We start from the raw sequence: 26188 nt of genomic DNA, 5'->3' as shown, positions 1-26188 counted from the left end.
ATGTAGACGCCTGACACAGGCTTCTGCCGTCCGTCCACGCAACGAATGGGGAAGTGAGCATGACACAGCTGAGGAATCGCCTCACCGGGGCCGCCGCGGTCGTCCTGACCCTCGTCGGCAGTCTCCTGGCCACCACCGTGACGGCCGTGCCGGCACACGCCGCCACCGCGCGCAACGGTGTCTGTGAGTCAGGCGAGTTCTGCTACTACTACAACAGCGGCAACGCCGGTTCGATCTCCGACCACCCGGCGAGCGACCTGGGCGACTACGGCACCGACCCGGCGTCCTGCTACGAGTTCCGGACGTCGGGTCAGAACGGCTACAGCCAGTGCATCAAGAACAACGCGGCGTCGGTGTGGAACCGCACGGGCAAGGCCGTGCGTGTCCACTACAACTCCGGTTTCGGCGGCACCTACCAGACGTTCCAGGCGGGCGACAAGAAGAACCTCAACGCCACCCTCAAGAACAACAACGCCTCCCACGACGTCGGGCCGTTCGGCTCGGGCGACGGGTGCACGAACTCGTTCGGCAACCCGCGGACCTGCGCGGGCGCGGTGAGCTGGGCCGAGGGCAAGATCGGCGCCACCGGCTGGGGCGGCCTGTGCGACCGGTTCGTCGCCAACGCCTACGGCCACTCGAACAGCGGGTCGGCGACGGCATACATCCACTGGGGCCAGATCCCCAGCACGCACCGGCACAACGGTGACCGGTCGGTCCCTGCCGGCGGGCTCGCCTTCTTCCGGGGCGGGAGCTCCGGTGCGGGCCACGTGATGATCTCCATCGGCGGCGGCGAGTTCGTCTCCAACGACATCGACGGCTACAACCGGATCTCCAAGGCGACCATCGCAGAGGTCGAGAACGAGTGGGGCCAGACGTACCTCGGCTGGGCGCAGCCGTGGTTCAAGGTCAACCACTGATGACCGGCTGAGGCCGTACGTCTGCGTCCGTGGGGGCGCGTCCGCGAGGGCGCGCCCCCACGGTGCCCGGCCGGCCCGGCCGGCCCAGCCGCGCCAGCAGCGAGCGGCAACGATCCGCCTCCTCCCACAGGCCGCTACGGCGGAAGACCTCCGCGGCCTCGGTCAGTGCCGCGTGAGCGGGGTCGGCGTCCGCCAGGTCGACCAGGACCGTGCCCAGCTGCAGCAGGCTCAGCGCGACACAGCGCTCGTCCCTCAGCCCGCGGAACAGGCGGACCGCCTGCCGCAGACCGTCGACCGCTGCGCCCTGCCGGCCCAGGCCGTGGTCGAGGGAGCCGAGGTCACGGAGCGTGACCGCCTCGCGGTGGACGTCGGCGCTGTCACGGGCCAGCCGCAGCGCCTCGTCGAACCACGGCCGCGCGGCGGCCGGCTGTCCCCGAGCCACCAGCACCCGTCCGATCGCGCCCCGCAGGAGTGCCTCCTTGGGCAGGTCACCCACCGTGACCACGGTGCTGAGCGCGCGCCGCAGGCAGCTCTCGGCCTCGGCGGTGTGCCCCCGGAACCGGTGGACCGTCCCGGTCCCTGCCAGCGCCAGAGCCGTGCCCATCGTGTGGCCCTCCGCCTCGTAGATCCGCAGGGCGTCCGTCAGGTGGCCGGCGGCGGGCTCGAACTCGTCGGCATAGATCATCACCTGGGCCAGCCCGCGCAGCAGCCCGGCGCGCGACACCGACTCCAGACCAGGACAGTCCAGCATCACCTCGTGGCTGGTGCGCCAGTCGTCGTAGAGGGCCTGCTCGTCGTAGAGGGGCGCGAGCGAACCGGTCAGCAGGGCTCCTGGCCCGGCCAGTGCCCAGTCGCGCGCGAGCCGAACCGCGTCCAGGAGAGCGTGCCGTTCGGCGGCCAGCCACGCGGTCGGATCCTGGACCGCCGGTCCGGTCGGGCCGAGCAGCCCGGTGCCGGTGTCGGACGGCGCGTCCAGCCGGCCGGGCCGAGGATCCCCCTCGAGCGGGTCGAACATGCTCGGAGGCCGACCTCTCCGCATCCGGTCCACGAGCTGGGTCCAGCGGCGCACCACGCGCTCCGTCGCCGGCCGGCAGATGTCGTCACCACGGCGGACGGCGCGCTCGTACGCGTAGACCCGCAGCAGGTCGTGCATCCGGTAGCGCGTCTGCCCGACGGCATCCTGCCGGACCGGCTGCACCAGGCCGGCGTCGACGAGGCGATCCATGAGCGGCTCGTGGTCGGCTCGGTCCACCAGCGCGCCGAGGACCCAGCACGGCTGGTCGTTCGGTCCCAGCAGGCCGAGCAGATCGAAGCCGAGAGCCACCTCCGGGGGCAGCGAGCGCAGCGACAGGTCCATGCTGGCCCGGACGTCCAGATCGCCCAGGCTCAGCTCGGCCAGCCGGCGCGACTCGTCGGTCAGCCGCACCCGCAGCTCCCGCAGCGGCCAGGACGGCCGCCCGACCAGCTTGCCGCCGGCGATCCGGATGGACAGCGGCAGGTAGCCGCACAGCTGGACGATGGCGCGGGCCTCTGCCGGTTCCCGGGCGGTGCGGGCAGTGCCCACGATCCTGGCAAGGAGGCTCTCGGCGTCGTCCGGCCGTAGCGCGCCGAGGTGGAGATGCCGGGCACCCGGCAGGTCGGTGAGCGAGTGCCGGCTCGTCACGATGACCGCCGACACCCCGTTCGGTGGCAGCAGGGCGAGCGCCTGGGCGGCGTGCGCCGCGTCGTCCAGGACGAGCAGGGTGCGCCGGTCGGCGAGCATGGACCGCAGCAGGGCGCCGCGTGCGTCCGTCGACTCGGGCAGAGGATGGCCGAACCGGCCGAGGCAGTGCAGCATGGTCGCCAGCAGCTCGCCCGGTTCGCGCATGCTCGGGGAGGTACCGGCCAGGTTCAGGTGCAGCTGGGTGTCGGGGTACCTGCTCCGCACGGACCGCGCGAGGTGCAGGGCCAGAGCCGACTTTCCCGTACCGGGTGCACCGCTCACGACGACGACGGCCGGGGCGTCCGGGGCGTCGTGCTCGTCGAGGAACGACGTCAGCTCGGCCACCTCCGCCGTCCGCCCGGCAAAGTCCGGGAGACCGGGGGGCAGCTGGCGGACCGGCGTGACGGGTGGGGGCGAGGCCCCGGCCGGACCACGCGGGGGATGCGGCACGCTCCGGTCGAGGATCTGCTGGTGCACGCCCTGTGTCTCGGCACTGGGGTCGGTGCCGAGCTCGTCGGCCAGCGTGCGGCGAAGCCGGTCGTACTCGCGGAGCGCCTCCGCCTCCCGGCCGGAACGGTAGAGCGCGACCAGGAACTGCCGCCACAGGTGCTCACGGAACGGGTTGCGGCGGACCAGGTCGTGGAGCTCGTCGACGACCGCCGCGTGCTCCCCGCCGTCGATCCGAGCCTGCAGCTGGTGCTCGACGGCCGCCAGTCGCAGGTTCTCGAGACGGACGGACATCGCTCGGGCCCGGGAACCCGGCGGCAGACCGTGGAACGGTTCGCCCCGCCAGCCGGCGAGGGCCTGACCCAGGACCTCGTGCGACTCGTCGAACCGCCCGGCGCGGTACGCGCCCAGACCTGCGTGGACGGTGCTCTCGAACTGGTGGGCGTCCACGTCCGAACCGGTGACCGACAGCAGATAGCCGGTGCCCGACCGGGAGAGCACCGAGCCGCCGAGGTCGCCCATGAGGCACCGAAGCTTGCGGACGTAGCCGTAGACCTGGGTCGGCGCCGACCCCGGCGGCTTGAGGTCCCAGACGTCGTCGATGATCTCGTCGACCGATACCGGGCGAGGCGCGTGCGCGACGAGACTGCCCAGCACGGCTCGACACCTGCCCGCGGTCACCGGGTGCCAGCCCTGGCCGTCGCTGATCTCGACGGGTCCCAGAATCCTGACGCGCATCGCGAGCACTCCGTTCGCTCCTCCCGCCGGGACCGGGTCCGGTCTCGAGCGAGGTATGACGGCGACTCTCGGCCCTGGCCCGGGCCGACACCAACAGTGGCTCCGCGCCGCTCACGCGTCAACCGAGGAGCACACACGCGACCGGGTGAAAAATAGCGGCTCGGCGCCGTCGCTCCGGTTGCCCCGGCGTCGGCGTCAGGGAACGACCGCGGCCGCGGCGTCCGCGATCCAGCGCTTCTGCCGCCGGGTCTCCACGGCGCGCGGGTGGTAGTTCGCGCGGGCCCAGGCCACGGCGTCGTCGGCCGGGACCCCGCTCATGACCGCGAGGACCGCGAGCGCGGTGCCAGTACGTCCGATCCCGCCGCCGCACGCGATCTCCACGCGTTCGGACGCTGCCCGCGTGTGCGCCTCGCGCAGCGCGGTCACCGCCTGCTCGGTCGAGTCGGGCAGGCGGAAGTCGCGCCACCGGACCCACCGGTATTCCCAGCCGGGCACCTGCGGGTCGCGGCCGAGCAGGTAGACGGCGAGGTCCGGGGCGGGCGAGTCCCGACGCGGACGACGCAGCCCCGTGCCCCGGACGCGTCGGCCGTCGGGCAGCTCGACGACGCCGTCGGTCATGTCCCACTGGTCCATCGCTCCAGCGTAGTGAGCCGCCGACCGATGAGTCTTGAGGTTCTCCGCAGTCGGACAGTCAGGGAAACCGGAGGGAGACGACTATGAGCAAGGTCATCACGCACATGACGATGTCCCTGGACGGCTTCGTCGCGGAGCCGGACGACCAGATCGGGGAGCTCTTCGAGTGGTACGACGGCGGTGACGTCAGCGTGCCCAGCGCGAACAAGGACGTCACGTTCAACGTCGACGAGGCCAGCGCCGCCATGCTGCGCGACCTGGTCATCGAGGCGGGCGCCCTCGTCTCGGGGCGGCGGCTGTTCGACATCACCGACGGCTGGGGCGACAACCATCCGGCGGGTGCGCCCGTCGTCGTGGTCACGCACCACGCTCCGGAGGACGCGCACCGGTGGCCCCGGACGACGTTCGTCGACGACGTCGGCGCGGCCGTCGCGCGGGCCCGGGAGATCGCCGGCGACAAGGACGTGACGATCGCGAGCGCGAACGTGGCCCAGCAGGCGCTCACGCTGGGCCTGGTGGACGAGGTGGCCGTCAGCCTCGTGCCCGTGCTGTTCGGCGAGGGCATCCCGTACTTCGCGAACCTGGGCGGGCACCATCTCCTGGAGGACCCGGTGGTGGTCCAGGGGCGCCGGGCGCTGCATCTGCGGTACCCCGTGCGGCGCTGACCCGAGCCGTGTCCGTTGGCCGAGCTTGTCGAGACCCCAGATCTCGACAAGCTCGACCAACGAGTCCGCTAGGCCGACGAGGTGCCTAGAAGGTCCAGCGCTGTGCCTCGGCGCCGGTGCAGGCGCGGATCTCGAGCCGCTGCCCGTCGTGCTGGGGCGAGCCACCGACCGTCGTCAGGCACTTGCCCGACTGGGGGTTCACCACTGCCTGGGAGGCGGACTGATAGGTCCAGCTCTGCGCCCCGGTCCCGTTGCAGTTCCACAGCTGCACGGCGGCGCCGTCGTCCGTGCTGCCGCCCGAGACGTCCATGCACTTGCCCAGTGCGCTCAGCGTGGAGCCCGACCGGCTCCAGGTCTGGGCGGCGTTGCCGCTGCAGTTGACGATCTGGAGCGGGTTGCCGTCGACCGAGGCAGCCCACGGCACGTCGACGCACATGCTGTTGGCGGCCCGCACCGGCCCCGTGCCCGCCGGGAGGGGCGAGGTGTCGCCGTCGCCACCGTCGCCACCGTCGCCGTCGCCGCCGTCGCCGCCGTCGGACCCGGCGATGGGCGTGGCCGCACCCTGGAACGGGTCGAGCTGGATGTAGGCGGCGGACGGGTTGCCGTCGTGCACCAGCGACTCCTGCGCCAGGACGTCGTCGAACGCGAAGCCGTAGGCCTTGCCGTTCGCCATCTGCTGGTGGATGTACTTGGAGTAGTAGTCGGTGACGGACTCCTGGTAGAAGCCCGAGGTGCTGGTGCCGGGCTGCGTGGTGGTGGTCAGGAGCGTCGAGCGGTGGAAGCCGGCGCACAGGGTGCGGGCGATGGCGCCGATGTCGTTGTTCGGGGCTTCCAGATCCTTGTAGCAGCCGAAGACCGAGTCGCTCGACGGCTTGCGGAACTCCGTGACGTACGCACCGGATGCGTTCGTGAACCGCATGACGCCGTTCACCACGCGGCCCGTGAACCGGGCGGCCGGGTCGTAGGAGTAGGGCGCGACGGTCAGGTTCTCGCCTGCGTACTTGGCCCAGACCCGGTCGATGTAGCTGCCCAGGATGTTCGCGTCGATCTGCCCGGTCCCGATGGCGTGCCCGGGGGCGAGGACCCGGAGCAGCGACCCGTCGGGGGCGCGCTGCGCGAGGTTGTTCCAGCCGGGCGTACCGGCCAGCGCGTTGACGACGTTCTGGTAGCCGTCGGGCTTGAGCATCCCGGTGCTGATCACGCTGCCGTCCGCCTTGCGCAGGCCCGTCTGGTACGGCGCGGAGAGGAAGTCGACCTGGGTGCTGTTGATCCAGAGGCCGGAGTCGTTGAGCGTGAACTCGGTCCAGCTGAACAGCTTGTTCCGGTTCGGGTCGCTCGGGTTCTGCACCGCCGGCTGGACCAGGCGGCCGTCGTTGACGACCTTGAACGAGAGCTTGCTGCCGTAGGAGAAGTACACCCGGCCGGACATCTTGGGCAGCTGGATGGTCTTCGACTGTCCGGCGGCGGGGCCGGCGATGGCGGCGTCGGGCGCGTCCACCGGCGTTCCGCCGACAGTGGGCCAGGGGTGGAACGCGCCTCCGGCGTCGGACCAGCCGAGCCGGCCCGTGTGCGGGTCGCCCAGGACGTAGATGAAGACCTGGTCGCCGCGGCCGGAGTCGTTGGTGATGGTCAGGGGGATCGTCGCGGGGACCGCGGTGGCGGCTACGGGCTGGGTGACGACGAGTGCTGTTGCGGTGATGGCGAGCACGCCGAACGCGGCTATCGCGTTCACCAGCCTGCGGAGTCTGGGCCTGCGAGTGCGGGACCGTGTTCGTGACATGGGGAGATCTCCTCGATTCCGGTGGTACGTCGTTGTACTTACGGGACTGTCAGCAACAAACCGGATGTTAGTGAGGATTCCTGACTATGTCACTAGTCGGGCACGATCTGGTGAGCTTCGTATATCTGCACGACTTCGGTGCCCCCGTGGCCCGCCCTGACCGCGGTGCGCCCTCGTGCCGGGTGTCTGGGTGGATCTTGGTGCCGAACCGATTGGAACGCGTCCGAGAACGCCCGGATCGACGTGTGGCTTGCGGTTCGGCACCCGCGACGACGAGCAAGGTGCGGTTCGGCGTCAGGCAGCGGCTGGGGCGACACCTGACGTGCGGTTCGCTCGGCCCGGTAGCCGGAACGACGCGTGGTCTCCGGTTGGGCCAACGTCGGCAGCTTCGTCGCGACGTCCACCAACGTCGTCGGGGTGAAGCCGGGCCGCTACCGGGCCGGCCGCCGCACCCTGGCGAGGTCGACCACAGCAGTTCCTGCCAGATGAACCAGGGTTCTGGCAGCAGCTGCTGTGCTCAAGGGCCGGGCGTTCCGGTTGTCGGCCAGGGCAACGCGAAAGGCCCTCCGATCAGCGTTTCCGCTCGTCGGAGGGCCTTTCCGCACGGTGGGCGATACTGGGATCGAACCAGTGACCTCTTCGGTGTGAACGAAGCGCGCTACCCCTGCGCCAATCGCCCGTGCTGCTCACCCGCTAGGGCGTGCGTGGACGATATTAGCCTGGTTCGAGCGCGGATGCGAAATCCAATCGCCCAGCTCGGGTCAGGGATCGAGCCGCTCCCGCATGTTCCGCTCGAACAGGTCGCGTGCGGCGCTCGACAGCTCGCCGATCTGCAGGTCGACGCCGTCCAGCCACACCGTCGGCTGCACGTTCCGCACCGAACCGGTCAGCAGCATCTGCGCCTCGCCGGCCGCCACCCGGTCGAGCACCGCGAACGGCAGCTCGCCGTCCTTGGCCTCGCGCACGGGCAGCCCCGCCTCGGCGCCCCACTCGAGCAGCAGCTCGCGCGTGATCCCGGCCAGGCAGCCCACGCTGAGCGGGGGAGTGACGAGCTCGCCGTCGATCTCCAGGAACACGTTCGAGCCGGTGCCCTCGCACAGCAGGCCCTGCGTGTTCGCGAACACCGACTCGTCGGCGCCCTTCTTGATCGCGTCGGCGAGCGCCACCACGTTCTCGGCGTAGGACGTCGTCTTCAGGCCCGCGACCGCGCTGTTCTCGTTGCGGGTCCAGGGGGAGCGCGCGGCTCGTCCGGTCGGCACGACGGCGGCGGGGGTCGCCGCGACGACCACCGTCTGCGGCCCGTCGGACCGCCCGGAGCCGAGCGGTCCGACGCCGTCGGTCACGGTGATGCGCAGGCGCCCGGCGTCGGGTGCGGCGGCGAGGACGGCGTCGACGCCGCTGCGCACCCAAGGCAGGTCGAGGGGTGCCATGCCCATGCCGGCCGCCGAGCGTTCCAGCCGCGCGAGATGTCGCGTGAGGGCGAACGCGTGGTCGTCGATGACCGCGCAGGTCTCGAAGACGCCGTCGCCGACAGTGATGCCGTGGTCCACCGCGCTGAGCGCGGCCTCGTCGGGCGCGACCATGCGCCCCTCTGCCCAGATGACCGTCATGGCGTCCAGTCTGTCACCGGCGCAGGGTCACGTGCGTGACCTCGGGCGTGTGCCGCACCGAGGTGGAGCTGAACTCGATGGGCGGCACGCCGTCGAACACGCGGGTGCCCGAGCCGAGCGTGAACGGCACGACGTGCAGCCGCAGCTCGTCGACGTGGCCGGCGGCGAGGTACTCGTTGAGCGTCGTCGCTCCGCCGGCAATGGAGATGTCGCGGTCCCCGGCGGCGGCCCGGGCCTGCTCCAGGGCGCTCTCTGTGCCGTCGGTGACGAAGTGGAACGTGGTGCCGCCCTCCATCGGGATCGGGTCGCGCGCGTGGTGGGTGAGGACGAAGACGGGTGCGTGGTACGGGGGGTTGTCGCCCCACCAGCCCTTCCACTCCGGGTCCAGCGGCCCGCGGCCGGCCGTGAACATGTTGCGGCCCATGATGTACGCGCCGGCGCCGACGATGGCGTCCACCTCGGCCTTGTGCGCGTCCCCGTGCTCGAACATCCAGGTGTGCAGCCGTTCACCCGCGAGCGGCCCGAACGGGTGCTCCAACGACTGGTCGTGCCCGGCGGAGTAGCCGTCGAGCGAAACTGCCAGGTCTGCTTTCACGATTCCCATGCCGTGTCCGACGACGTAGGCCCGGAGAACTCATCGGTGTCCGACGAAACCCGCTACGAGGACGCCAGCGCGACCAGCCGCTCAGCCTTGAGCTCGGTCTCGTGCCACTCCGCCGTCGGGTCGGAGCCCCAGGTGATTCCGGCGCCGGTGCCGAAGCGGAGCACGCCGCCACTCCCGTCGTCGGCCCACCAGAACGTGCGGATGCCGACGGCGAGGGAGGCCTCGCCGTCGTCCACCCAGCCCACCGCGCCGCAGTACGGGCCGCGGGGGACGGGCTCCAGCTCGCGGATGATCCGCAGCGCGCTCGACTTCGGCGCGCCCGAGACCGAGCCGGGCGGGAACGTACCGGCCAGCAGGCGGCGCCACAGCTCGCCGGAGCGGACGACGTCGTCCGACAGCGTTCCGCGCACGCGCGAGACCAGGTGCACCAGGCCCGGGTGCTCCTCGACCTCCAGCAGCGAGGTGACCGCGACGGTGCCGGGGCGGCACACGGTCTGCAGGTCGTTGCGCACGAGGTCGGTGATCATGACGTTCTCGGCGCGGTCCTTCTCGGTGAGCCCGTCGGGCGTGCGGGCTGTGCCCTTGATCGGGCCGGACTCGACGACGCTCCCGGTCCCCGGCTCGTCCCGCACCGACAGGTAGAGCTCGGGGGAGGCGCTCACCACCCACACCGGGTCCAGCCCAGTGGCGGCGGGCACGTGGACGGCGGCCGCATGCGGCGCCGGGTTCCCCGCGGCGAGCCGGGCGGCGAGCGCCCGGGCGTCGGGCTCTGTGCCGGTTGGCCCGGTGGGAAGGGGTGCGGACAGCACCCGGCAGATGTTGGCCTGGTAGACATCGCCCTCGCGCACGTGCTCGCGCACCTTGCCGACGGCGGCCTCGTAGCCGGCCTGGTCCATCGAGGACGTCCAGGCGTCGACCGGGGGACCGGTCCAGGTGGTGGCGGGTGGGGCTCCGGCGTCGTGCACCGTGGCGAAGCGCCAGGCGCGGGCCTGTCCCGTGGGTTGCGTTCCGGGGGCGGCCTCGAAGTCGGCGACGACGAACCAGGTTCCCGTGGCGAGCCGTTCGGGCTCCACCAGGACGTCGATGCACTCGACCGCGTCCGTCGCGACGCGTCCGGCGAAGCTCGCCCAGCCGGTGTCTCCGGTCACGTCTGACGGCGGAGCTGCGGAAGTTCGGCGGGACGGAACCGGGCGAATCGTGCGGTTTGCGGGCGGATGGGCCGGGCTGGGGGACACGGGACAACCGTACGGCGACGCGATCGATTGGACGGTTAGCCCTCCGGTCGATTAATGTTCGGAACGCCGGAACACCGGGGGAAACCCCAGGATGCCCGGTATCGCGGATGTAGCTCAGTGGTAGAGCATCACCTTGCCAAGGTGAGGGTCGCGGGTTCAAGTCCCGTCATCCGCTCGGAAAAACGCCGCTCTCGTAGATCTTCGGCTGATGAGAGCACCCAAGGTTGTAGGTTGGCCGGGCGGTGGGTTGGCCGAGTGGCGAGGCAGCGGTCTGCAAAGCCGTATACACGGGTTCGAATCCCGTACCCACCTCGCAAAGAAGCATGGGCGATTGGCGCAGCGGTAGCGCGCTTCCCTGACACGGAAGAGGTCACTGGTTCGATCCCAGTATCGCCCACCAGCACGGCAAGGCCCTCTGGCCAGCGGAAACGCAGGCTGGGGGCCTTTCGTGTTCCCCGGGCTGCCACTCCGCGGCCGAACCGCACGTTGATCCCCCTCCAGGGTGCCGATCCGCAAGTCGCACGTCCAGGCGGGTGCTCATTGACGCGTTCGTATCGACTCGGCACGACCGGATCTCGACCGCCGAGAGGGACGCCTACTGGTGGCGGTGCCACCTCGCGGGTGTGTCGCCGGTATGGAATGTGTCGAACCGGTGCCGCCACTCGGGCTGCCGATCGGGATTGGTCTCCAGCACCGGCAGGACGCTGGTGACGAGCTGCGGCTCCCGTAGGCGGCGGAGGACTGGGAAGCCAGCCCAGTCGAGCAGGTCTGTGCCGTAGGTCGCGGCGAATCGGGGGTAGGCGTCCGGTGGTGACGTGAGGCGCAGGTGTCCGACGGCGATCGGGGTCAGTTCCCACTCACGGGGCCTGGTTGCTGCGGCGACTCGGTGATGGCGTGCAGTCGTCGCAAGAGGTGGCCGAGGTCTTCACCTCGGCCGACGTCGTGCTGGTGGCGACATCTCGCGGTGCTTGTCACGCCTCTGCTCGTCATGCTCATCGTGAGCGGGATACTGGTCTCCGTCGGCGTGCTCATCGACATGTTGCTGGTGCGCTCCATCGTGGTGTCCGCACTGACGATGTCGCTGGGTTCGCGGGTCTGGTGGCCCAGCAAGCTTTGTCGCACGCGAGGATCGGGAGGAGGGCCAGGCCGATGTCCCTGTGTGAACGATGACGGCGCTTCGTCCGCCAGTAGCCGATCGCCTGCTGGCGGCGGGGTCGTTCGTGCTCGGCGTCGTCGCCGCGCTCACGCTCCAGGTGGTCGATTTCGACGGCGAGCGTAGCGTGGATCTATGGGCGATCCTGCTCCTGGGCGCTACGTCGGCGCCGTTGCTCGCCCGTCGGCGCTGGCCGATCCTCGTCGTCCTCGTCGTTCTCGCGGTGTCCGTGCCGTACCACCTCCTCGACTATCCCCATGAGGCCACGATGCCGGCCTCCTTTGTCGCGGCGTTCGCGGCGGCTCGCTACAGCGACCCGCGGCGGCGGCCCGTCGCCGCCCTGGTGGCGGTGGCCGCGGTGACCGTGCCTGTCCTTGCCGACGAGACGTCGGGGGCACTTGGCGATGTTCTCCTCGGCGTCGGCTGGCTGTTCATGGCCTTCTTCGCCGGGCTGGCGGTCCGCTTCCGTGAGAACTGGAAGGCCGTCGTCGCCGCGCGGCTGGAGCAGGAGCGTGTCAACGAGGTGGAACGGCGGGTCGCCGAGGAGCGGGTCCTGATCGCTGCTGAGCTGCACGACGTCCTGGCCCACGGCCTCGCCGTCGCGAACGTCCAGGCGTCGGTCGCCGCACACCTGATCGACCAGCTGCCGGACCGCGGGGATACGTCCATGCAGGAGCTGTCCAGCACGCTGCACGACCTGTCGGACACGAGCCGGGCCACGCTCAGTGAGCTGCGCGGCGTTCTGGACGTACTGCATGGTGGCGAGACCGAGCCAACCGAGCCAGCGCCCCACCTGGGCGGGCTGCAACGCCTGGTAGAGATGGCGGAGGCCGCCGACGTCCGGGTCGACCTGGAGGCTGCCGGGCTGCCGGACAAGCTACCTTCGACGGTGTCGGTCGTGGCCTATCGGATCATCCAGGAGGCGCTCACCAATGTCATTCGACACTCCATGGCCAAGCAGGCGACCGTTCGACTCGACCAGGACGGCCACCGGCTGCGGATCACGGTCGTCGATCACGGGCCCGCACGACCGAGCTCGATCGTGACACCGGCCGGCTTCGGGATCGCCGGGATGACAGGGCGAGCACAGGCCGTCGGCGGCGAGCTGTCCGCCGGCCCGGACGAGTCCGGCGGATTCGAGGTACGGGCCAGCCTGCCCTTGCCGGAGATCTGGCGGGTTCCGACGTGATCCGGGTCCTGCTTGCTGAGGACCAGACTCTGGTGCGTGGCGCGTTCGCACTGCTGGTGAACTCGGCTGACGACATGGAGGTCGTCGGAGAGGCCGGCACCGGCGAGGAGGCGGTGACGCTCACCGTGGACCTGCGACCCGACGTCGTGCTGATGGACATCAGGATGCCGAGCACCGACGGTATCGAAGCGACCCGGCAGATCTTCGCCGACGATGCATCGCGCGGCAGCAAGGTCCTCATCCTGACCACGTTCGAGACAGACACGAACGTACTGCGCGGCCTTCGCGCGGGGGCATGCGGGTTCCTGCCCAAGGACACCCGCCCCGATGCCCTGCTGAACGCGATCCGCACGGTCGCCGTGGGAGAGTCGCTGCTGTCACCCGGCGCGACCAAGGCGGTCATCACCCGTGCGTTGAGCCGCCCGGAGGCGCCGGCACCCGAGCGGCTGGCCAGGCTGACAGCGCGCGAACGGGAGGTGCTCAGGCTGGTCGCCTCCGGCCAGAGCAACAAGGAGATCGCGGACGAGCTGGTCGTCAGCCCCCTGACCGCCAAGACCCACGTGGCCCGCATCCTCGCGAAGCTGGGCGCCCGCGACCGCGTCCATCTCGTCATCGCCGCCTACGAAGCCGGACTCTCCTGACGTAACGCAGAGCGTTGGTGTTTGCCGTCGAGGCGCCTTCGAGCAGCACGATTCACCCTCCGTACTCCGCTTGGAGTACGGGGAGGTGTCTTCCGTGGGCTGACGACTCGGGCGGGCGGTCCTGGGAACGTATTCCGCACGGGGTCGTCAGGTCCCCCTGAGGACGGACTCCCCGGCCTGTTCCACGAACTTGCCGACGCTCACTGCACGACGCACCGAAGGAGCACATACAGATATGGGACCGATCGAACAAGACCGAGGGCGACCGTTGCTTGGGCGCCGCGGTTTTTTCGCCGGCGCGGCGGGGCTCGTCGCCGGCGCTGGATTGTCCGCGGCGGCACTCGCTGGACGCGACGACGGTAAAGAGGGCCGGGGAGTCTCGCTCACCAAGAAAGAAATCGCGCTTCGTGACCAAGACCTGAAGTTCATCGGCACGGAGGAGACCTTTTCGACTCCCGAGCTGTTGAAGCTGAACTCCATCAATCAGGATCACATCGCGTTCCTCGAGGAAATCGGTCTCGCGGATCTCGGCGAACGCCGCATCGGCGACATGGACGAGGGGGGACTCGACGTTCAGATCCTCTCCGCGCATACGCCGTCCGCGCAAAACGTCCCCGGGCAGAAAGGGGTCGACCTTGCCTATCGTCTCAACCGGCAGCTCGTGGACGGGCCGATGGCCAGCTATCCGGGGCGCTTCCAGGCTTTCGCCACCTTGCCCTTGCAGAGCCCGGAGGCGGCGGCGGACGAACTGGAGCGCTCGGTTCGGGAGGACGGCTTCCTGGGCGCGCTGACCAACGGGCACATCACGGGGAAGTATCTCGATCATCCCGATCTCGAGCCCGTGCTGGCGCGTGCCGTAGCTCTCGATGTGCCGATCTACCTGCATCCCGGGTACCCGGCTGACGAGGTTTTCAAGACCTACTACGGCACGACACGGTCGGAGTACACGGAAGAGTACCAAGACTACATTTTCAGTGGGTCTGGACTTGGATGGCACCAGGAGGTGCTGATCCAATGCGTCCGGATGATCGCGTACGGGGTATTCGACAGGTTCCCCAGATTGAAGATCATCATCGGCCACATGGGCGAAGGTCTTCCGTTCTACTACGAGCGGATCGCCAATGACATGGGCGAACCAACCGAGAACTCGCTCGAGAAGCCCTTCGCGCAGTACTTCCAGGACAACTTCTGGTTCACGACCAGCGCGTTCTTCCAGGATGACCTGCTCCACCTCCTGCTGAAATACATCAGCGTGGACCGAGTGATGTTCGCAACCGACTATCCCTTCGTCGACAGCATCAAAGAAGGGACCGACTGGTTCCGAGCAGTCGATCTTCCGCGTGAGGACAAGGAGAAGATCGCGTTCCGCAACGCGGAGACTCTGTTCGGCATCAAGGTCTGACGCATCGCCCGACAGGCGAGGGCGGCACGGCTGGGTTCGAGGCGCCGGCCGGTCACAACCAGGCCCAGCTCGTCGAGTCGGCAGAGCGAACTCAGGAGCGCACGTGGATGACGGCGTGGGTGCCGGCGGTGCGCCATCCGGGGGCGGTGGTCTCCAGGTGCGCGAGACGATCCGGGTCCACCCCGACGGCGACGTCGGACTTGAGGGTCCGTAGCGCCGCCAGTGGTGCGGGGAAGTACGACGTGAGGTCCTGGAACGACGTCGTGGGATCCCAGTGGGCGTCGCCGACCAGACGCCGGTAGTTCAGGTCACCCTTGATGATCACCACGGTCGCCTCGGCCAGCTCGGTGGCTAGGTCAGCGGGCAGCTCGCGGAAGGGCAGGGGACTGCACCAGAACGCATGAGCGTGGACCTGGAGCCGCCCGTCACCGATTGCGACAGTGAGTCGGGCGGCGATCTTGCCGGCGGTGTCGCCTGCCGCCTCCAGACGTCGCAGTACCTGGAGCAGGTCGGCGGTCGTGGCGTCGGAGACGTAGTACGGGTGCGGCTTGAGGCGCAGCGTCACCGTTGCGGCACGCCCGGTCGCCAGGAGGCGGTCGATCAGGACGAGGTCAGCAGTCAGTTCCCGGCCGGCGTTGTCCGCGATGAGGTGCACCTGACCCTGTGCGTCTGCATCCAGGAGGCGCCACAGGTCCGCCGAGTCGTCCGCGACGAGATCGTCGACCTGGTCCTTGCCCTGGGCGGACGGGTCGGACATCCGGAAGCCGAGGTCTGCCCGGTTGCCCCACAGCGAGGCTGTCAGCGCCGCTGAGAGGCCGGCTTGCTCGGGGGCCGTGACGAGACGGTCGAGGTCTCCCAGATCGCGAGCAAGGTCCGACGTGTCGAGCTCTGCGTTCTTCTGCGGGGCGAACGGGTCGATCCCGGCCCACGGTCCCGAACCGAAGTAGCCCGTGGCTTCCAGCAGGAGACGGTAGAAGTAGGACTCGGCCCACAGGAACGGAACGTCCAGCCACGCGTGACCCAGGTACGGTGCCGCCCACTCCTGCCATGCCACCCGGTCGTGAGCGCCGGATGGGAGCGGCGGAATGGCGCCATCGATGGTCACCAGCAGCTGGTCGAGCGACTCCTGGATCGCCGGTGGGTAGGGCACGAGCCGCCGGACTGTCGCGATCAGCTCGGGGTGCCGCCGCGTCAGGACGCTCCGGGGGAACGAGCCGGGCACGTTCGACACGATGGCCGCAGCGGCCGGGAGCGGATGCTGGCCGTGGTCGATGGTCATTCGCTGGCTCCTCGTTCGTCGTCATCCAACTTCAGCAGGGCGGTGCCGGCCGCGATGGCTGCGACGACCCTAAAGGGGTCGCGACCTCGTCCACAGATCTTCCGCCACACTTCCCGGTCTGAACCCGAAGTGCTCCAGCATCGCCGTGGCCTCGGGAAAGTTCGCCGCGATCGCGTCAGGGGTGTGCGCGTCGCTGCCGATACTGACCGTCGTGCCACCTTCTTCGGCCCACCACTGCGGGATCCACGACCAGAGCCGTCGCGTGTTCATCTCGAGGGCTCGTCCGCTCTCGGCGATCGACCGCATCGCCGCTCTGAATCCTTCCTCGAACAGGCGCGGATCGAACGGCCCGACGGCTTCGGCGGGCCAGTACCGGACCGCGTAGTCGATGTGCGTGAAGACGTCGAACGCGTCCGACCCCTGCACCATGACGGGGACCTGCTCCAGATAGGCACGCATGACGACTGCCGGGTCGTGCTCACGGAAGAGTGTCCTCGGTTCCGCGGCGCCGTCGCCGAGGTCGAGGGTGTGCAGCGAGCCGAGGACCCGGTCGATCAGGCCCAGATCGACGATCTCCGCGGCCTGAGCGCCGAACAGGTGCGGCTGCCCGAATTCCACCCCGGTGTGGATCCGCAGGTCGGGGAAGTCGTGGCGCATGCGGTCGATGGCGTCGAAATAGCCATCCGCGTCGAGCGGGGCGAAGTCGACGCGGCCCGCATCGTTGAGGAAGCCCTGCTGGTGCGGCATCAGGTCATCGGGCTCGGCGTGCCACGTATCCGGGACGTCGAGGTGCTCGGTGAAGAAGAGCGCAGGCAGACCGATCCTCACGGCCAGGGCGCAGGTGGCGCGCATGCGTCCGACGGCGTGAGATTGCGGGCCGCCGGTGTCCCAGGACCACTCGCTGTGAACGTGGCTGTCAGCGGGCAATGTCATGAGCCGATGCTGCCACCGTTCGCCCCGGAGTCAGAAGAGGACGTCATGCTGCACCTCCGTCGTAATCCGGGGTTTCGCCACCGGCGTCGTGCGCGCCGTGAGTAGCGCATCGTCGTCGGCGCGGTTCAGCGCCCAACCCTGGAGCAGGCCGGTGTCCAACAGGACGACCCCGGCCGGCGTGGTCAGGTACAGGTCGCGCCCGATCCGGCACACGACCTCACCGTTGATCGTGGCTTCAGTCTGCAAGGGATCAATCTGCTGGTCAGGGGCGATGCCGCCGTCGGGCAACCCGTACGAAGGGGTGTGATCCACCGGGCCGGTAGCGGTGCGGGTCTGACCGGGCGGCCAGTCCAGGTCCGCGGCTTGCTCGGCGACCGCGAGGAGCCCTGCCGCGCGGGTCGACGCCGTTCCGGGCGCCAGCCGGGCGCCGCGCTTACGGGCGGTGTGGACCTGCTGGGGTACGCCGAGCGCGGTCGTGAGCAGTGCCTCGCAGCGTCTGGCAGCCAGCAAGGTCCCAGCTGACAGGATCATCGAGGACAGCGCGCCCTGTTCCAGCAGCCGGGCCTGCCCGCGCTCGGTCGCGGTGATGCCGGCCTTGACCACGCTCCCGTGGTGGGCGAGATAGACGCAGAACTCGCGAGGGTCGTCCAGGACGGTGTCGGTCGCCACCGACCGGGTGCGCGCGATCGCCGCGCACGAGTCGCACTGTCCGGACTTCGCACCGGCGTCGATCGGTGCGCGGGCAGTACAGGGCACCCGACGGCCGTCCCACCGCAGCCCGACGCAGCGCCGGTCGGGCCCGACTCTGAGCGACAGGCGGGCCCCGAGGTCGACAGCATTGGCCCGCACGTCACCGGTCGGCGAGAGCCACTCCAACGCGGCGCCGGCCTCGGTCCAGACGAGCCCGGTAGGCCGCCAGGCGGGTGCGGGACTGTCGATCATGCGGCGCCTCCCAGCGGTCGTAGAGCGTCCGCACGATCTACGCTCCAACCATGTCCCGAGACGGATCGACTCCCGATGGCGAAGTTCCTTCCTTGAGACCTGTTGACCGCGACGCGGTCAGAGAAGGCGCGCATGCCGGCCGCGGGATCTACGGATTCGTTGCGCCTTTTCTCATTGCGATCGTGGCGCTCTGGCTCTGGGACATCCTGCCCGAGTGGCGGACTGCAGTAGTGATCACCGCAGTCGTAATCGCCGCCGCCTCGATCTTGCTCTCCGAGCGCCGACGGCATGGTTCGGCTGGACGGTCCCGATAGTTCTGAACTCATGGGCCGGGCCGAGCATCTGGTCCACCCATGGGCGACCGTCAGATGCTGTCCGCGAACTGGCTGACGCGGCCTAGCTCATGCCCGAGACTGCCACCGGGCGAAGCTCTGGGCCTGCCCCTCGTGGATGCTGCCCACCCACTCCCAGCCGGGCCTGGCCGAGCCGATCCGCGGGTCGTCGGGAGTGCGACCGCTGCGCGGGGCGTCCAGGTACGCACGATCCAGCTCGATCCGCGCACGTACCTGGTCAGCTCCGCCGACGGCGGACCCGTGGCCCGGGACAAGCTCATCGACGTTGTCCATCACGCCCTCCAGCAGCCGCAGCCCGACCAGGTACTCCTCGACCGGGTCGTTGGTGTCGCCGAAGTTGTCGAGCATCGGAGGGAAGAGGTCGGAGAGCATGTCGCCGGCGACGAGAACCCCGCTTCTCTCGACCAGCAGCGCCGCATGGCCGGGGGAGTGTGCGGGGTGCTCGATGATCCGAACATCCGGGCCGTCCCACGGAATCCGTGCGGTCCTGGTGTGCAGGCCGGTGATGAGGCCGAACAGGTCCAGCGGCGGCACGTCGTCGGCGATCTCGGGCGGCATGGCATCGGCGACGCGGGCCTGCCAGCCCGCCTTCGAGCGCAGCTCGTGCATGTCGGCCGCACAGCACGCCGTCCCGGCCCTGCACGACAACCGTGTTGTTCTGGAGAAGCTCGCTCTGATGGACCAGCACACCCTCAGCGACCTGCGTCAGCATGGGCTTCCTTCCGCTCGTGGAGTGCATCTGCCTCTCGGGACCCTGCGCGCCGCCCCGACGCTCAGTCATCAGCCCCCGGCGGCGCCTCCAGCACCGTGGGGACGTACTCCAGCAGCTGGAGCTGCCCGTCGAACAGATGGTTGTTGACCAGCTCGAGCCTGACGTCCGGGTACCCGTCGAAGATGCGCTCCTTGCCGTTGGCGCCCGTGATGACGGGGAAGACCACCACCCGGAACCGGTCGACGAGGCCGGCCCTGAGCAGCGACCGGCTCAGGCTCAGGCTCCCGATGGTGCGCAGCGGGCGCGGAGACGTGCGCTTCAGGTCGCGGACCACCTCTACCGCGTCGCCGTCGACCAGCTCCGAGTTGGCCCACGAGAGCGGCGCCTCCAGGGTCGACGAGAACACCACCTTGGGCATGGTGGTCAGGGGATCGTCGGGCATCTTGGCGGCGAACCCTGACATGACCCGGTACGTCGTCGCGCCCATGAGCGTCGTGTGCGACGTCTCGGAGTCCGAGGTGATCCAGTCCAGGTACTCGGGCCCGCCCATGCCCCACAGGCCGGGCCAGTCCTCCGCCGCCGCGTAACCGTCGAGCGAGATGATGAAGTCCACCATCAGGTTCGGCATCGGTCTCTCCTTCGTCGGGGAATCTTCCGTACCAGGAGAGACCTGCCGCGCACGGACAACTCATCGCCCTGCGCGGATGAGGGCTACGACGAGCAGTGCTCGATGCTCATCACCAGGATGACGCGGTCCGCGCTGTCCGACGGCGGCTGCTGGTCCGGGTTGCCATAGCGCTTGCCCAGGTGGACGTAGTAGTCGCCGGTCGGGTCCGGGATCACCTCGATCAGCTTGCCGCGGAGCTCGACGTAGCCGAAAACGTCCTCGTGGTTGATGATCGCGAGGCTCATCGACGGGTTGCGCTGCAGGTTGCGGTACTTGGCGCGCTTCGTGGTGTGCGTGAAGCGCAGCGTCTCGCCGTCGAAGTCGAACCACATGGGGTTGACCTGGACGGTGTCGTCCGGGCGGATGGTGCCGAGGAAGCCGTAGTTCGGCGCTTCCAGGATCGGTATCAGGTGGGCGGGGACGATGTCGGTCGCACTCATACGGCAGAACTTAGCCCGCACCAGGGCCGGAGGCTCCGGAAGGCGCGTCGCAGGTGGCGCGGCCATTTCGATTGGACCGGCACACCGTTTGTGAACTACTCTTCCGGAGCGTCACCACAGGGACTCGCAAGGGTCCGAGCTGGTGCAACGCGGATGTAGCTCAGTGGTAGAGCATCACCTTGCCAAGGTGAGGGTCGCGGGTTCAAGTCCCGTCATCCGCTCGAACCCGCTTTGGTGGGAGAGCACGGTGGGTTGGCCGAGAGGCGAGGCAGCGGTCTGCAAAGCCGTACACACGGGTTCGAATCCCGTACCCACCTCGCAATGGGCGATTGGCGCAGCGGTAGCGCGCTTCCCTGACACGGAAGAGGTCACTGGTTCGATCCCAGTATCGCCCACCAGCAGGACGAGGCCCTCTGGCCGGCGGAGACGCCGATCAGAGGGCCTTCTGCATGTCTCGGCTCAGATGCGGTCAGATGCGTTCAGACGCGGACGAGCATCTTGCCGGTGTTGGCGCCGCGCATCATGTCGAGGAACGCGTCGACCGTGTTCTCGATGCCGTCGGCGATGGTCTCGTCGTAGGAGATCTCCCCGGCGGCGAACCAGGCGGTCATCCGCTCCTGGAACTCCGGGGCGAGGTGGAGGTAGGTGCCGAGGGTGAACCCCTGCAGGGTGAGCCCCCGCGTGATGATGTTGGCCATGTTGTCCGGCCCGGGAGTCTTCCCGGTGGTGTTGTAGACGGCGATGGCCCCGCAGAGCGCGGCACGTCCGCCGTCGTTGAACGCGTCGAGGGCGGCCTCGAGGTGGTCGCCGCCGACGTTGTCGAAGTACACGTCGATCCCGTCGGGTGCGGCCTCGGCCAGCTGGGCGCGCACGTCGCCGTCCTTGTAGTTGAAGGCGGCGTCGTAGCCGTACTTCTCGGTCAGCAGGGCGACCTTCTCGGGTGATCCCGCCGATCCGATGACGCGCTTGGCCCCGAGAAGCTTGGCGATCTGGCCGGCGGCCGTGCCGACGGCGCCGGCCGCGCCGGAGACGAAGACCGTGTCGCCCTCCCGCATCCCGGCGATCGCAGTGAGCCCCACGTACGCGGTCAGCCCGGTCATGCCGAGGACGTGCAGGCGCAGCGACAGCGGCACGCCCGGCACGTCGGGGACGACGCGGAAGGTAGAGGCGTCGTCCTGCACCGTGTCGGACCAGCCGTGCTGGTGCAGCACGACCGCCCCGACGGGGACGTCGTCGGCGGCCGACTCGACGACGCGGCCGATCGCACCACCAGGGATGGTCTCGCCGAGCACGAAGGGGGCGACGTAGCTGCGCACGTCGTTCATCCGTCCGCGCATGTACGGGTCGACCGAGACGAACTCGTTGCGCACGCGTACCTGACCGGGCCGGAGGGCGTCGTGGGCGACGGCGACGGTGCGGAAGTTCTCGTGCGTCGGCCATCCGGTCGGGCGGGAGACGAGCTGGATCTGCGTGCTCATGAACTCGGACATCGACATGCTCCCTCGGGGTGGATCTATTCTGTAACGACTCTTCCAATATATACTGGACCGAGCGTTTCAGAAAATCGGGCGGAAGATCGGGAGGCGGGAATGGCTCGGACGCAAGGGTTCGACCGCGACGTGGTGGTGCGTGCGGCGCGCACCCTGTTCTGGCGTGCCGGGTTCGAGGGCGCCTCCGTCCCCGCCCTGGAGGAGGCGACGGGGCTGAGCCGGTCGAGCATCTACAACACGTTCGGCTCGAAGCGAGGGCTGTTCGACGCCGCGGTGCAGAGCTATCTCGACGAGGTGATCCGGCCGAGGCTGCGCCCTCTGAAGGCTGAGGCCGTCGCCCCCGAGGCGGTGCTCACGTACCTGGACGGGCTGCGGGAGGCGTTCGCGCGGACCGACTCGATGTCGGCGACCAGCGGCTGCCTGCTCATCAACACCGCCACCGCGCCGGTCGTGCACGACGGCGAGGTGGCGCGCGTCGTCGCCGACTACCGTGACGAGCTGCGCGCGGCGATCGGCCGTGGGGTCGCCGCATACCTCGGCCCGATAGTGCCGGAGGAGCAGGAGCGTCTCGCCGACGCCGTCACTGGACTCTCGATCGCCGCGTTCGCGCTCGTGCGGATCGCCCCGGCCGAGGCCGACCGCACGCTCGCCGCCGCTCGGGGCCTGCTCACCACGGCCCGCGGCCCGGCGACGCGCGGCCGCTGACGCCGGCCGCCGTCGGCGAAGCGATCAATACCGAACAACATCTTGGCGCTTTTGGCCGCTACCTATAACGTGGCGCCCAGTAGCTGATCTTAAACGATCAGAAACAAACATCGACGCCGATGGTCACCGGGTGTGGTTCGAGGGAGACCTGCACCGCCTCCGCCGTGCGCCCCGGCGTCGATCGAACACTTCAACGTGGAAGGGGAGCACCATGAGACGTAGACCAATGTCGTCAGCCGCCATCGCCGGGATGCTCGTGTGCGGCGTGATCGGGTCGTCGCTCGTCGCGGGAGCTGGAGCATCGGCCGCGGACGTACCTCGCGCGCCGGAGGTCACCGAGATCACCGTCGACGGGGACGACGTCGCCGCGGACAACGTCAACGGCCTGACGTTCAAGGGCTTCGGCGTGCTCAGCGCCAACAGCACGAGCGCCGTCCTGATGGACTACAAGTCCGAGCAGCCGAGGAAGTACGCCGAGCTGCTGCAGATCCTGTTCGGCGGCAAGCACCCGATCATGCACCACGTCAAGATCGAGATGGGCGACGACCGCAACAACTCGACCGGTTCGGACGTGTCGACGATGCGCACCGCGGACGAGCCCGCGAACGTGCGCCGGCACCCGGGCTTCCAGCTCGCAGCGGACGCCAAGAAGGTCAACCCCGACCTCAAGGTGTCGATCCTGCGCTGGAACGCCGCTCCCTGGGCGAACACGAACGACAAGATCTACGACTGGTACAAGAACACGATCCTCGCCGCGTACCGCGAGTACGGGTACATGGTCGACTACGTCCACCCCGGCGTGAACGAGCACACCGCCGACCTGGACTGGACCAAGGAGTACGCCGAGCGCGTCCGTACCGACACGACGGGATACGTGAGCGACGACCCGCGGCTGGCGGGCTTCCGCCGCGGGGAGGCGAGCCGCTTCCACCAGATCCAGGTGATGATCTCCGACGAGGCAGGCCTCGGCACCTTCGGTGACGAGATGGTCGCCGACGAGTCGCTGCGCGACGTCGTGGCCGCCTCCACTTACCACTACTTCACCGACGACGACGCGGCCGGGAACTTCACGCGCCTGGCCGACGAGTTCGACGAGGAGGTCTGGAACAGCGAGGCGCAGGCCACGTTCAGCAACTCCTCGTTCCGGCCGAACAACAACACCGCCGACCCGACCGTCGAGGGTACGGGCCTCGGCGGCACCGGAAGCTCCCTGGAGATGGCGAACACCATCGTCAAGGGCTTCGCGAACTCCCGGCGCACGCACTTCATCTACCAGCCCGCGATCGGCTCGTTCTACGAGGGCGGCCAGTACTCGTACAAGGAGCTCGTGAGTGCCCGCGACCCGTGGTCGGGGTGGATCCACTACGACGCCGGCCTGGCCGCGCTGCAGCACTTCTCGAACTTCGCGGTGACCGGCTGGGAGGACCCGCGCAACCGCTCGGGGATCTGGCGTGCGGTGCCCCAGGCCTCCGCCACCACCGCGACCGGCACCAACCCGGTCAACGGGCGAGGCGGCGGACCGAACTACCTGACGCTCGCGGCGCCCGACCGCACCGACTTCTCGACGGTGGTCGTCAACGACTCCGAGACGCCACGGACCTACCGGATCACCCCGGAGGACCTGCGCCTCGGGCACAAGCCGCGCCTCGCGGTGTGGGAGACCCGCGCCGCGGACGACGGCGAGGCCTTCGACGCCCGGTACAAGCAGCACGTCGGCAACGTCTCCGCGGACGCCGACGGCGCCTACAGCGTCACCGTGCAGCCGTACTCGATCACCACCGTGACCTCGCTCGACGTCCGCCGCGACAAGGGCTGGACCACACCGCTGCCCGTCGAGGGCGAGCGCACGGTGCTCGACGCCGGCGCCTCCCGCGAGGCACCGCGGAACGTGCTCTGGTCCGACGACTTCGACTACTCGGACAAGCGCGTGCCCATCGTCCGCAAGGGCGGCGGGCTGACCGGCCGCACCGAGGACTTCGTCGACTCCCGCGGCGGGGACACCGGCGCCATCCCGCTGTACACCTGGGATCGCAACGGCTCCTTCGAGGCCTACCGGGCCGACGACGGCGAGCGGGTCCTGCGCCAGCAGGTCGACCGCGAGGGCACCGGCGTCGGCGGCGCGTGGAACAACGGCGAGCCGATCACCGCCGTCGGCGACCGGCGCTGGAGCAACTACCGCGCGACGGTCGACGTCCGCTTCGAGCGCGACACCGTGAGCGGCAACTACGCCGCCCTCGGCGCCCGCTCCAGCGGCGGCGACACCTCCCACGACCTCCGCGGCACGCCGTACGCGCTCAAGCTGGCCGTCGACGGCGGCTGGCAGCTCACCCGGCGGGGAACCACCGTCGAGAGCGGTTCCGTCGCGGGCGACAGCTGGGACGCCGCCGCGTGGCACGAACTGTCCGTGCAGGTCGCGGGTGACCAGGTCACCGGCTGGATCGACGGCGCCCAGGTGTTCGCCTGGACCGACGCCGCCCCGATCCTGTCGGGTTGGGTGGACCTCGCCAGCGGGTTCCACTGGACCCAGTTCGACAACCTGAAGGTCGAGCGCGTGGCCGACGAGGTGCCGTACTACGGCGAGTACCTCGACGGCCACGAGATGACCGACCTCACCGACCCGGCGGCGACCAAGCTCGTCTACGACGGCGAGTGGGCGCACGCCAACGGCAAGGGCATGTTCGAGTACGGCCGCACGTCGTCGATCAACCAGGCCGACGGGGCCTCCGTGAGCTACACCTTCACGGGCTCCGGGCTGGACGTGCTCGGCCCGAACGACGGGTCCGCACGCCTGGACGTGACGGTCGACGGCAAGCCGGTGGCGCTCAACGCCCGCACCCGCGCGTCCGGCCAGTACCAGCAGGCGTTCGAGCTGCGAGGCCTGCGCTGGGGCAAGCACACGGTGACCCTCACCGTCGCGTCGGGCTCGCTCAACGTCGACGCCGTCGGCGTGGTCTCGGCACCGGCCACCCGGGCGACCGACGTCCGGGCGCTCGCCGCCGCGCTGGACGCCGCGGAGGACGTCGAGCGCACCGACGACTTCACCGACGTCGAGTGGACGGTGCTCCAGAACGGCATCGCGGACGCTCGCGCCGCGGTCGCCGACCCGAGGCGCTACCGGCTCGACGGGCAGGGCGCGGCGGACCTGGTGGCCCGGCTCCGGACGGCGTCCGCACCGGTCGCGAACCGGATAGTCGACCTCGAGGAGCCCACCGTGGCGACCTACGTCGGAGAGGCCCCGGAACTGCCCGACACGCTCACGGCGGAGCTCACCGACGGCACCACCCGCGAGGTGCCGGTCGACTGGACCGTCGACCCAGCCGCGTTCGACGAGGCCTGGGCGACGGCCGCCGTCGAGGGTTCGTACGGCCAGGCGTCCGCGACCGCGCACGTCGAGGTGGTGCCGCGGGGGACCGTCGCGTTCGCCGACGTGAACGCGACCAGCGGCGGTGCGCTCGGGTACGACTCGCCCGCCTACGCGGCGATCTCCGGCCTCGTCGGCGACGCGCTCGTGAACGACGCACCTGACCGGGTGCGGGAGAACGGCGCGGACTGGGGGCACTGGGGACAGGGCGCCTCAGGGAGTCGGTCGATCAGCTACAAGGGCGTCCTGCCCGGCGCGTACGACAAGACGACGACCACCGGGATGTACACGGCGAACCAGGTGGGGGCCGAGGTGTCCTACACGTTCACGCTCCCCGCGGGGTCGTACACGCTCGCGGCGGGCTCGCACTCGTGGTGGCCTGACAACAGCAGGAGCGCGGACGTCCTGCTCGACCACGACGGCGCGAGCCACCCCGTCGGGACGGTGACCCTGAACTCGGGGAACCCGAGCGAGGTGCTCAGCTACGACGTCGAGCTCGCCGAGCCGGGCCCGGTGACCATCCGCCTGCGCGCGACGAACCCCCAGTCCCCGATGCTCTCCTGGGCGGCGGCGGTCACGAACCCCTGACC

20 protein-coding genes and 7 tRNA genes are annotated in these 26188 nt (G+C 69.7%); 13 read left to right on the top strand and 14 right to left on the bottom strand.

Translation table 11 applies throughout. From position 1 onward, the window contains the following. Positions 1 to 59 precede the first annotated feature (59 nt). The gene (locus ACQEVI_RS01140; protein ID WP_432893811.1) at positions 60 to 917 is read left to right on the top strand and encodes a peptidase inhibitor family I36 protein; all 858 of its coding nucleotides are present in this window, start codon (positions 60 to 62) and stop codon (positions 915 to 917) included. Here ACQEVI_RS01140 and ACQEVI_RS01135 read toward each other — a convergent pair. Both ACQEVI_RS01135 and ACQEVI_RS01130 read right to left on the bottom strand, forming a co-directional pair. Next, a complete protein-coding gene (locus ACQEVI_RS01135) occupies positions 907 to 3804 on the bottom strand; it encodes a BTAD domain-containing putative transcriptional regulator (protein WP_432893809.1) in 2898 nt (965 codons plus the stop codon). The two genes, ACQEVI_RS01140 and ACQEVI_RS01135, sit on opposite strands and share 11 nt — an antisense overlap. Positions 3805 to 3999: 195 nt before the next feature. Further along, positions 4000 to 4437 (bottom strand): protein-tyrosine phosphatase family protein, encoded by a 438-nt coding sequence (locus ACQEVI_RS01130; protein WP_432893807.1) that lies wholly within the window; start codon positions 4435 to 4437, stop codon positions 4000 to 4002. A gap of 83 nt (positions 4438 to 4520) precedes the next feature. On the opposite strand from ACQEVI_RS01130, the gene ACQEVI_RS01125 reads away from it, so the two are divergent. Beyond that, positions 4521 to 5102, top strand: a complete 582-nt coding sequence (locus ACQEVI_RS01125) for a dihydrofolate reductase family protein (protein WP_432893805.1) — start codon at positions 4521 to 4523, stop codon at positions 5100 to 5102. Between the two features lie 85 nt (positions 5103 to 5187). On the opposite strand, the gene ACQEVI_RS01120 is transcribed toward ACQEVI_RS01125, so the two are convergent. The 5 genes from ACQEVI_RS01120 to ACQEVI_RS01100 all read right to left on the bottom strand — a co-directional run bounded on the left by ACQEVI_RS01120 (position 5188) and on the right by ACQEVI_RS01100 (position 10244). Then, the gene (locus tag ACQEVI_RS01120; protein WP_432893803.1) at positions 5188 to 6834 is read right to left on the bottom strand and encodes a beta-1,3-glucanase family protein; all 1647 of its coding nucleotides are present in this window, start codon (positions 6832 to 6834) and stop codon (positions 5188 to 5190) included. Positions 6835 to 7489: 655 nt separating this feature from the next. Beyond that, positions 7490 to 7561 (bottom strand) — tRNA-Val (locus tag ACQEVI_RS01115). A gap of 82 nt (positions 7562 to 7643) precedes the next feature. Then, positions 7644 to 8492, bottom strand: a complete 849-nt coding sequence (locus tag ACQEVI_RS01110) for an aminotransferase class IV (protein ID WP_432893801.1) — start codon at positions 8490 to 8492, stop codon at positions 7644 to 7646. A 13-nt stretch (positions 8493 to 8505) separates the two neighbouring features. Next, positions 8506 to 9096, bottom strand: a complete 591-nt coding sequence (locus tag ACQEVI_RS01105) for a dihydrofolate reductase family protein (RefSeq protein ID WP_432893799.1) — start codon at positions 9094 to 9096, stop codon at positions 8506 to 8508. A 53-nt stretch (positions 9097 to 9149) separates the two neighbouring features. Beyond that, complete coding sequence (locus ACQEVI_RS01100) at positions 9150 to 10244, bottom strand: chorismate-binding protein (protein WP_432893797.1); 1095 nt, start codon at positions 10242 to 10244, stop codon at positions 9150 to 9152. A 190-nt stretch (positions 10245 to 10434) separates the two neighbouring features. Here ACQEVI_RS01100 and ACQEVI_RS01095 point away from each other — a divergent pair. The 6 genes from ACQEVI_RS01095 to ACQEVI_RS01070 all read left to right on the top strand — a co-directional run bounded on the left by ACQEVI_RS01095 (position 10435) and on the right by ACQEVI_RS01070 (position 14716). Continuing rightward, positions 10435 to 10506 (top strand) — tRNA-Gly (locus ACQEVI_RS01095). A 66-nt stretch (positions 10507 to 10572) separates the two neighbouring features. Continuing rightward, positions 10573 to 10643, top strand: a tRNA-Cys gene (locus tag ACQEVI_RS01090). 13 nt (positions 10644 to 10656) lie between these two features. Further along, a tRNA-Val gene (locus tag ACQEVI_RS01085) sits at positions 10657 to 10731 on the top strand. A gap of 766 nt (positions 10732 to 11497) precedes the next feature. Beyond that, positions 11498 to 12673 (top strand): sensor histidine kinase, encoded by a 1176-nt coding sequence (locus ACQEVI_RS01080; RefSeq protein WP_432893795.1) that lies wholly within the window; start codon positions 11498 to 11500, stop codon positions 12671 to 12673. Further along, positions 12670 to 13314: a response regulator gene (locus ACQEVI_RS01075; RefSeq protein ID WP_432893793.1), complete on the top strand. Its 645-nt coding sequence runs from the start codon at positions 12670 to 12672 to the stop codon at positions 13312 to 13314. The genes ACQEVI_RS01080 and ACQEVI_RS01075 overlap by 4 nt, the downstream gene beginning before the upstream one ends. 235 nt (positions 13315 to 13549) lie before the next feature. Next, complete coding sequence (locus ACQEVI_RS01070; protein ID WP_432893791.1) at positions 13550 to 14716, top strand: amidohydrolase family protein; 1167 nt, start codon at positions 13550 to 13552, stop codon at positions 14714 to 14716. A gap of 91 nt (positions 14717 to 14807) precedes the next feature. Here ACQEVI_RS01070 and ACQEVI_RS01065 read toward each other — a convergent pair whose 3' ends face one another. The 6 genes from ACQEVI_RS01065 to ACQEVI_RS01040 all read right to left on the bottom strand — a co-directional run bounded on the left by ACQEVI_RS01065 (position 14808) and on the right by ACQEVI_RS01040 (position 20042). Continuing rightward, positions 14808 to 15995 carry a damage-control phosphatase ARMT1 family protein gene (locus ACQEVI_RS01065; protein ID WP_432893789.1) on the bottom strand — a complete coding sequence of 396 codons (1188 nt, stop codon included), beginning with the start codon at positions 15993 to 15995 and terminating at the stop codon, positions 14808 to 14810. A gap of 69 nt (positions 15996 to 16064) precedes the next feature. Further along, entirely contained in the window at positions 16065 to 16928 is an 864-nt protein-coding gene (locus ACQEVI_RS01060; RefSeq protein WP_432893787.1) for a PHP domain-containing protein, read from the bottom strand. 30 nt (positions 16929 to 16958) lie between these two features. Continuing rightward, on the bottom strand, positions 16959 to 17870 hold the full coding sequence (locus ACQEVI_RS01055) for a DUF2797 domain-containing protein (protein WP_432893785.1): 912 nt from the start codon (positions 17868 to 17870) through the stop codon (positions 16959 to 16961). Positions 17871 to 18271: 401 nt separating this feature from the next. Continuing rightward, positions 18272 to 18832 (bottom strand): MBL fold metallo-hydrolase, encoded by a 561-nt coding sequence (locus ACQEVI_RS01050; RefSeq protein ID WP_432893783.1) that lies wholly within the window; start codon positions 18830 to 18832, stop codon positions 18272 to 18274. Between the two features lie 164 nt (positions 18833 to 18996). Continuing rightward, positions 18997 to 19563, bottom strand: a complete 567-nt coding sequence (locus ACQEVI_RS01045) for a dihydrofolate reductase family protein (protein WP_432893781.1) — start codon at positions 19561 to 19563, stop codon at positions 18997 to 18999. 83 nt (positions 19564 to 19646) lie between these two features. Beyond that, positions 19647 to 20042 (bottom strand): PPOX class F420-dependent oxidoreductase, encoded by a 396-nt coding sequence (locus ACQEVI_RS01040; protein WP_432893779.1) that lies wholly within the window; start codon positions 20040 to 20042, stop codon positions 19647 to 19649. A gap of 149 nt (positions 20043 to 20191) precedes the next feature. On the opposite strand from ACQEVI_RS01040, the gene ACQEVI_RS01035 reads away from it, so the two are divergent. The 3 genes from ACQEVI_RS01035 to ACQEVI_RS01025 all read left to right on the top strand — a co-directional run bounded on the left by ACQEVI_RS01035 (position 20192) and on the right by ACQEVI_RS01025 (position 20440). After that, positions 20192 to 20263: transfer RNA gene (locus ACQEVI_RS01035), tRNA-Gly, on the top strand. Positions 20264 to 20288: 25 nt separating this feature from the next. After that, a tRNA-Cys gene (locus ACQEVI_RS01030) sits at positions 20289 to 20359 on the top strand. A 6-nt stretch (positions 20360 to 20365) separates the two neighbouring features. Next, positions 20366 to 20440, top strand: a tRNA-Val gene (locus tag ACQEVI_RS01025). An 81-nt stretch (positions 20441 to 20521) separates the two neighbouring features. On the opposite strand, the gene ACQEVI_RS01020 is transcribed toward ACQEVI_RS01025, so the two are convergent. Beyond that, positions 20522 to 21532: an NADP-dependent oxidoreductase gene (locus tag ACQEVI_RS01020; protein ID WP_432893777.1), complete on the bottom strand. Its 1011-nt coding sequence runs from the start codon at positions 21530 to 21532 to the stop codon at positions 20522 to 20524. A 99-nt stretch (positions 21533 to 21631) separates the two neighbouring features. Here ACQEVI_RS01020 and ACQEVI_RS01015 point away from each other — a divergent pair, with 99 nt between their 5' ends. Beyond that, complete coding sequence (locus ACQEVI_RS01015) at positions 21632 to 22237, top strand: TetR/AcrR family transcriptional regulator (protein ID WP_432893775.1); 606 nt, start codon at positions 21632 to 21634, stop codon at positions 22235 to 22237. A 211-nt stretch (positions 22238 to 22448) separates the two neighbouring features. Then, on the top strand, positions 22449 to 26186 hold the full coding sequence (locus ACQEVI_RS01010; RefSeq protein ID WP_432893773.1) for an Ig-like domain-containing protein: 3738 nt from the start codon (positions 22449 to 22451) through the stop codon (positions 26184 to 26186). Positions 26187 to 26188 lie beyond the last annotated feature (2 nt).

This window comes from Promicromonospora sp. CA-289599 (assembly GCF_050936155.1).
Taxonomy (GTDB): Bacteria; Actinomycetota; Actinomycetes; order Actinomycetales; family Cellulomonadaceae; genus Promicromonospora.
This window is presented reverse-complemented; position numbering and strand designations above follow the sequence as displayed.

Excerpts from the sequence above, each read along its gene's own strand:
- ACQEVI_RS01050 (WP_432893783.1), bottom strand. The coding sequence starts at position 18,832 with ATGCACGAGCTGCGCTCGAAGGCGGGCTGGCAGGCCCGCGTCGCCGAT.
- ACQEVI_RS01135 (WP_432893809.1), bottom strand. The coding sequence starts at position 3,804 with ATGCGCGTCAGGATTCTGGGACCCGTCGAGATCAGCGACGGCCAGGGC.
- ACQEVI_RS01040 (WP_432893779.1), bottom strand. The coding sequence starts at position 20,042 with ATGAGTGCGACCGACATCGTCCCCGCCCACCTGATACCGATCCTGGAA.
- ACQEVI_RS01015 (WP_432893775.1), top strand. The coding sequence starts at position 21,632 with ATGGCTCGGACGCAAGGGTTCGACCGCGACGTGGTGGTGCGTGCGGCG.
- ACQEVI_RS01125 (WP_432893805.1), top strand. The coding sequence starts at position 4,521 with ATGAGCAAGGTCATCACGCACATGACGATGTCCCTGGACGGCTTCGTC.
- ACQEVI_RS01110 (WP_432893801.1), bottom strand. The coding sequence starts at position 8,492 with ATGACGGTCATCTGGGCAGAGGGGCGCATGGTCGCGCCCGACGAGGCC.
- ACQEVI_RS01140 (WP_432893811.1), top strand. The coding sequence starts at position 60 with ATGACACAGCTGAGGAATCGCCTCACCGGGGCCGCCGCGGTCGTCCTG.
- ACQEVI_RS01130 (WP_432893807.1), bottom strand. The coding sequence starts at position 4,437 with ATGGACCAGTGGGACATGACCGACGGCGTCGTCGAGCTGCCCGACGGC.
- ACQEVI_RS01105 (WP_432893799.1), bottom strand. The coding sequence starts at position 9,096 with ATGGGAATCGTGAAAGCAGACCTGGCAGTTTCGCTCGACGGCTACTCC.
- ACQEVI_RS01045 (WP_432893781.1), bottom strand. The coding sequence starts at position 19,563 with ATGCCGAACCTGATGGTGGACTTCATCATCTCGCTCGACGGTTACGCG.
- ACQEVI_RS01070 (WP_432893791.1), top strand. The coding sequence starts at position 13,550 with ATGGGACCGATCGAACAAGACCGAGGGCGACCGTTGCTTGGGCGCCGC.
- ACQEVI_RS01065 (WP_432893789.1), bottom strand. The coding sequence starts at position 15,995 with ATGACCATCGACCACGGCCAGCATCCGCTCCCGGCCGCTGCGGCCATC.
- ACQEVI_RS01010 (WP_432893773.1), top strand. The coding sequence starts at position 22,449 with ATGAGACGTAGACCAATGTCGTCAGCCGCCATCGCCGGGATGCTCGTG.
- ACQEVI_RS01060 (WP_432893787.1), bottom strand. The coding sequence starts at position 16,928 with ATGACATTGCCCGCTGACAGCCACGTTCACAGCGAGTGGTCCTGGGAC.
- ACQEVI_RS01055 (WP_432893785.1), bottom strand. The coding sequence starts at position 17,870 with ATGATCGACAGTCCCGCACCCGCCTGGCGGCCTACCGGGCTCGTCTGG.
- ACQEVI_RS01080 (WP_432893795.1), top strand. The coding sequence starts at position 11,498 with ATGACGGCGCTTCGTCCGCCAGTAGCCGATCGCCTGCTGGCGGCGGGG.
- ACQEVI_RS01020 (WP_432893777.1), bottom strand. The coding sequence starts at position 21,532 with ATGTCCGAGTTCATGAGCACGCAGATCCAGCTCGTCTCCCGCCCGACC.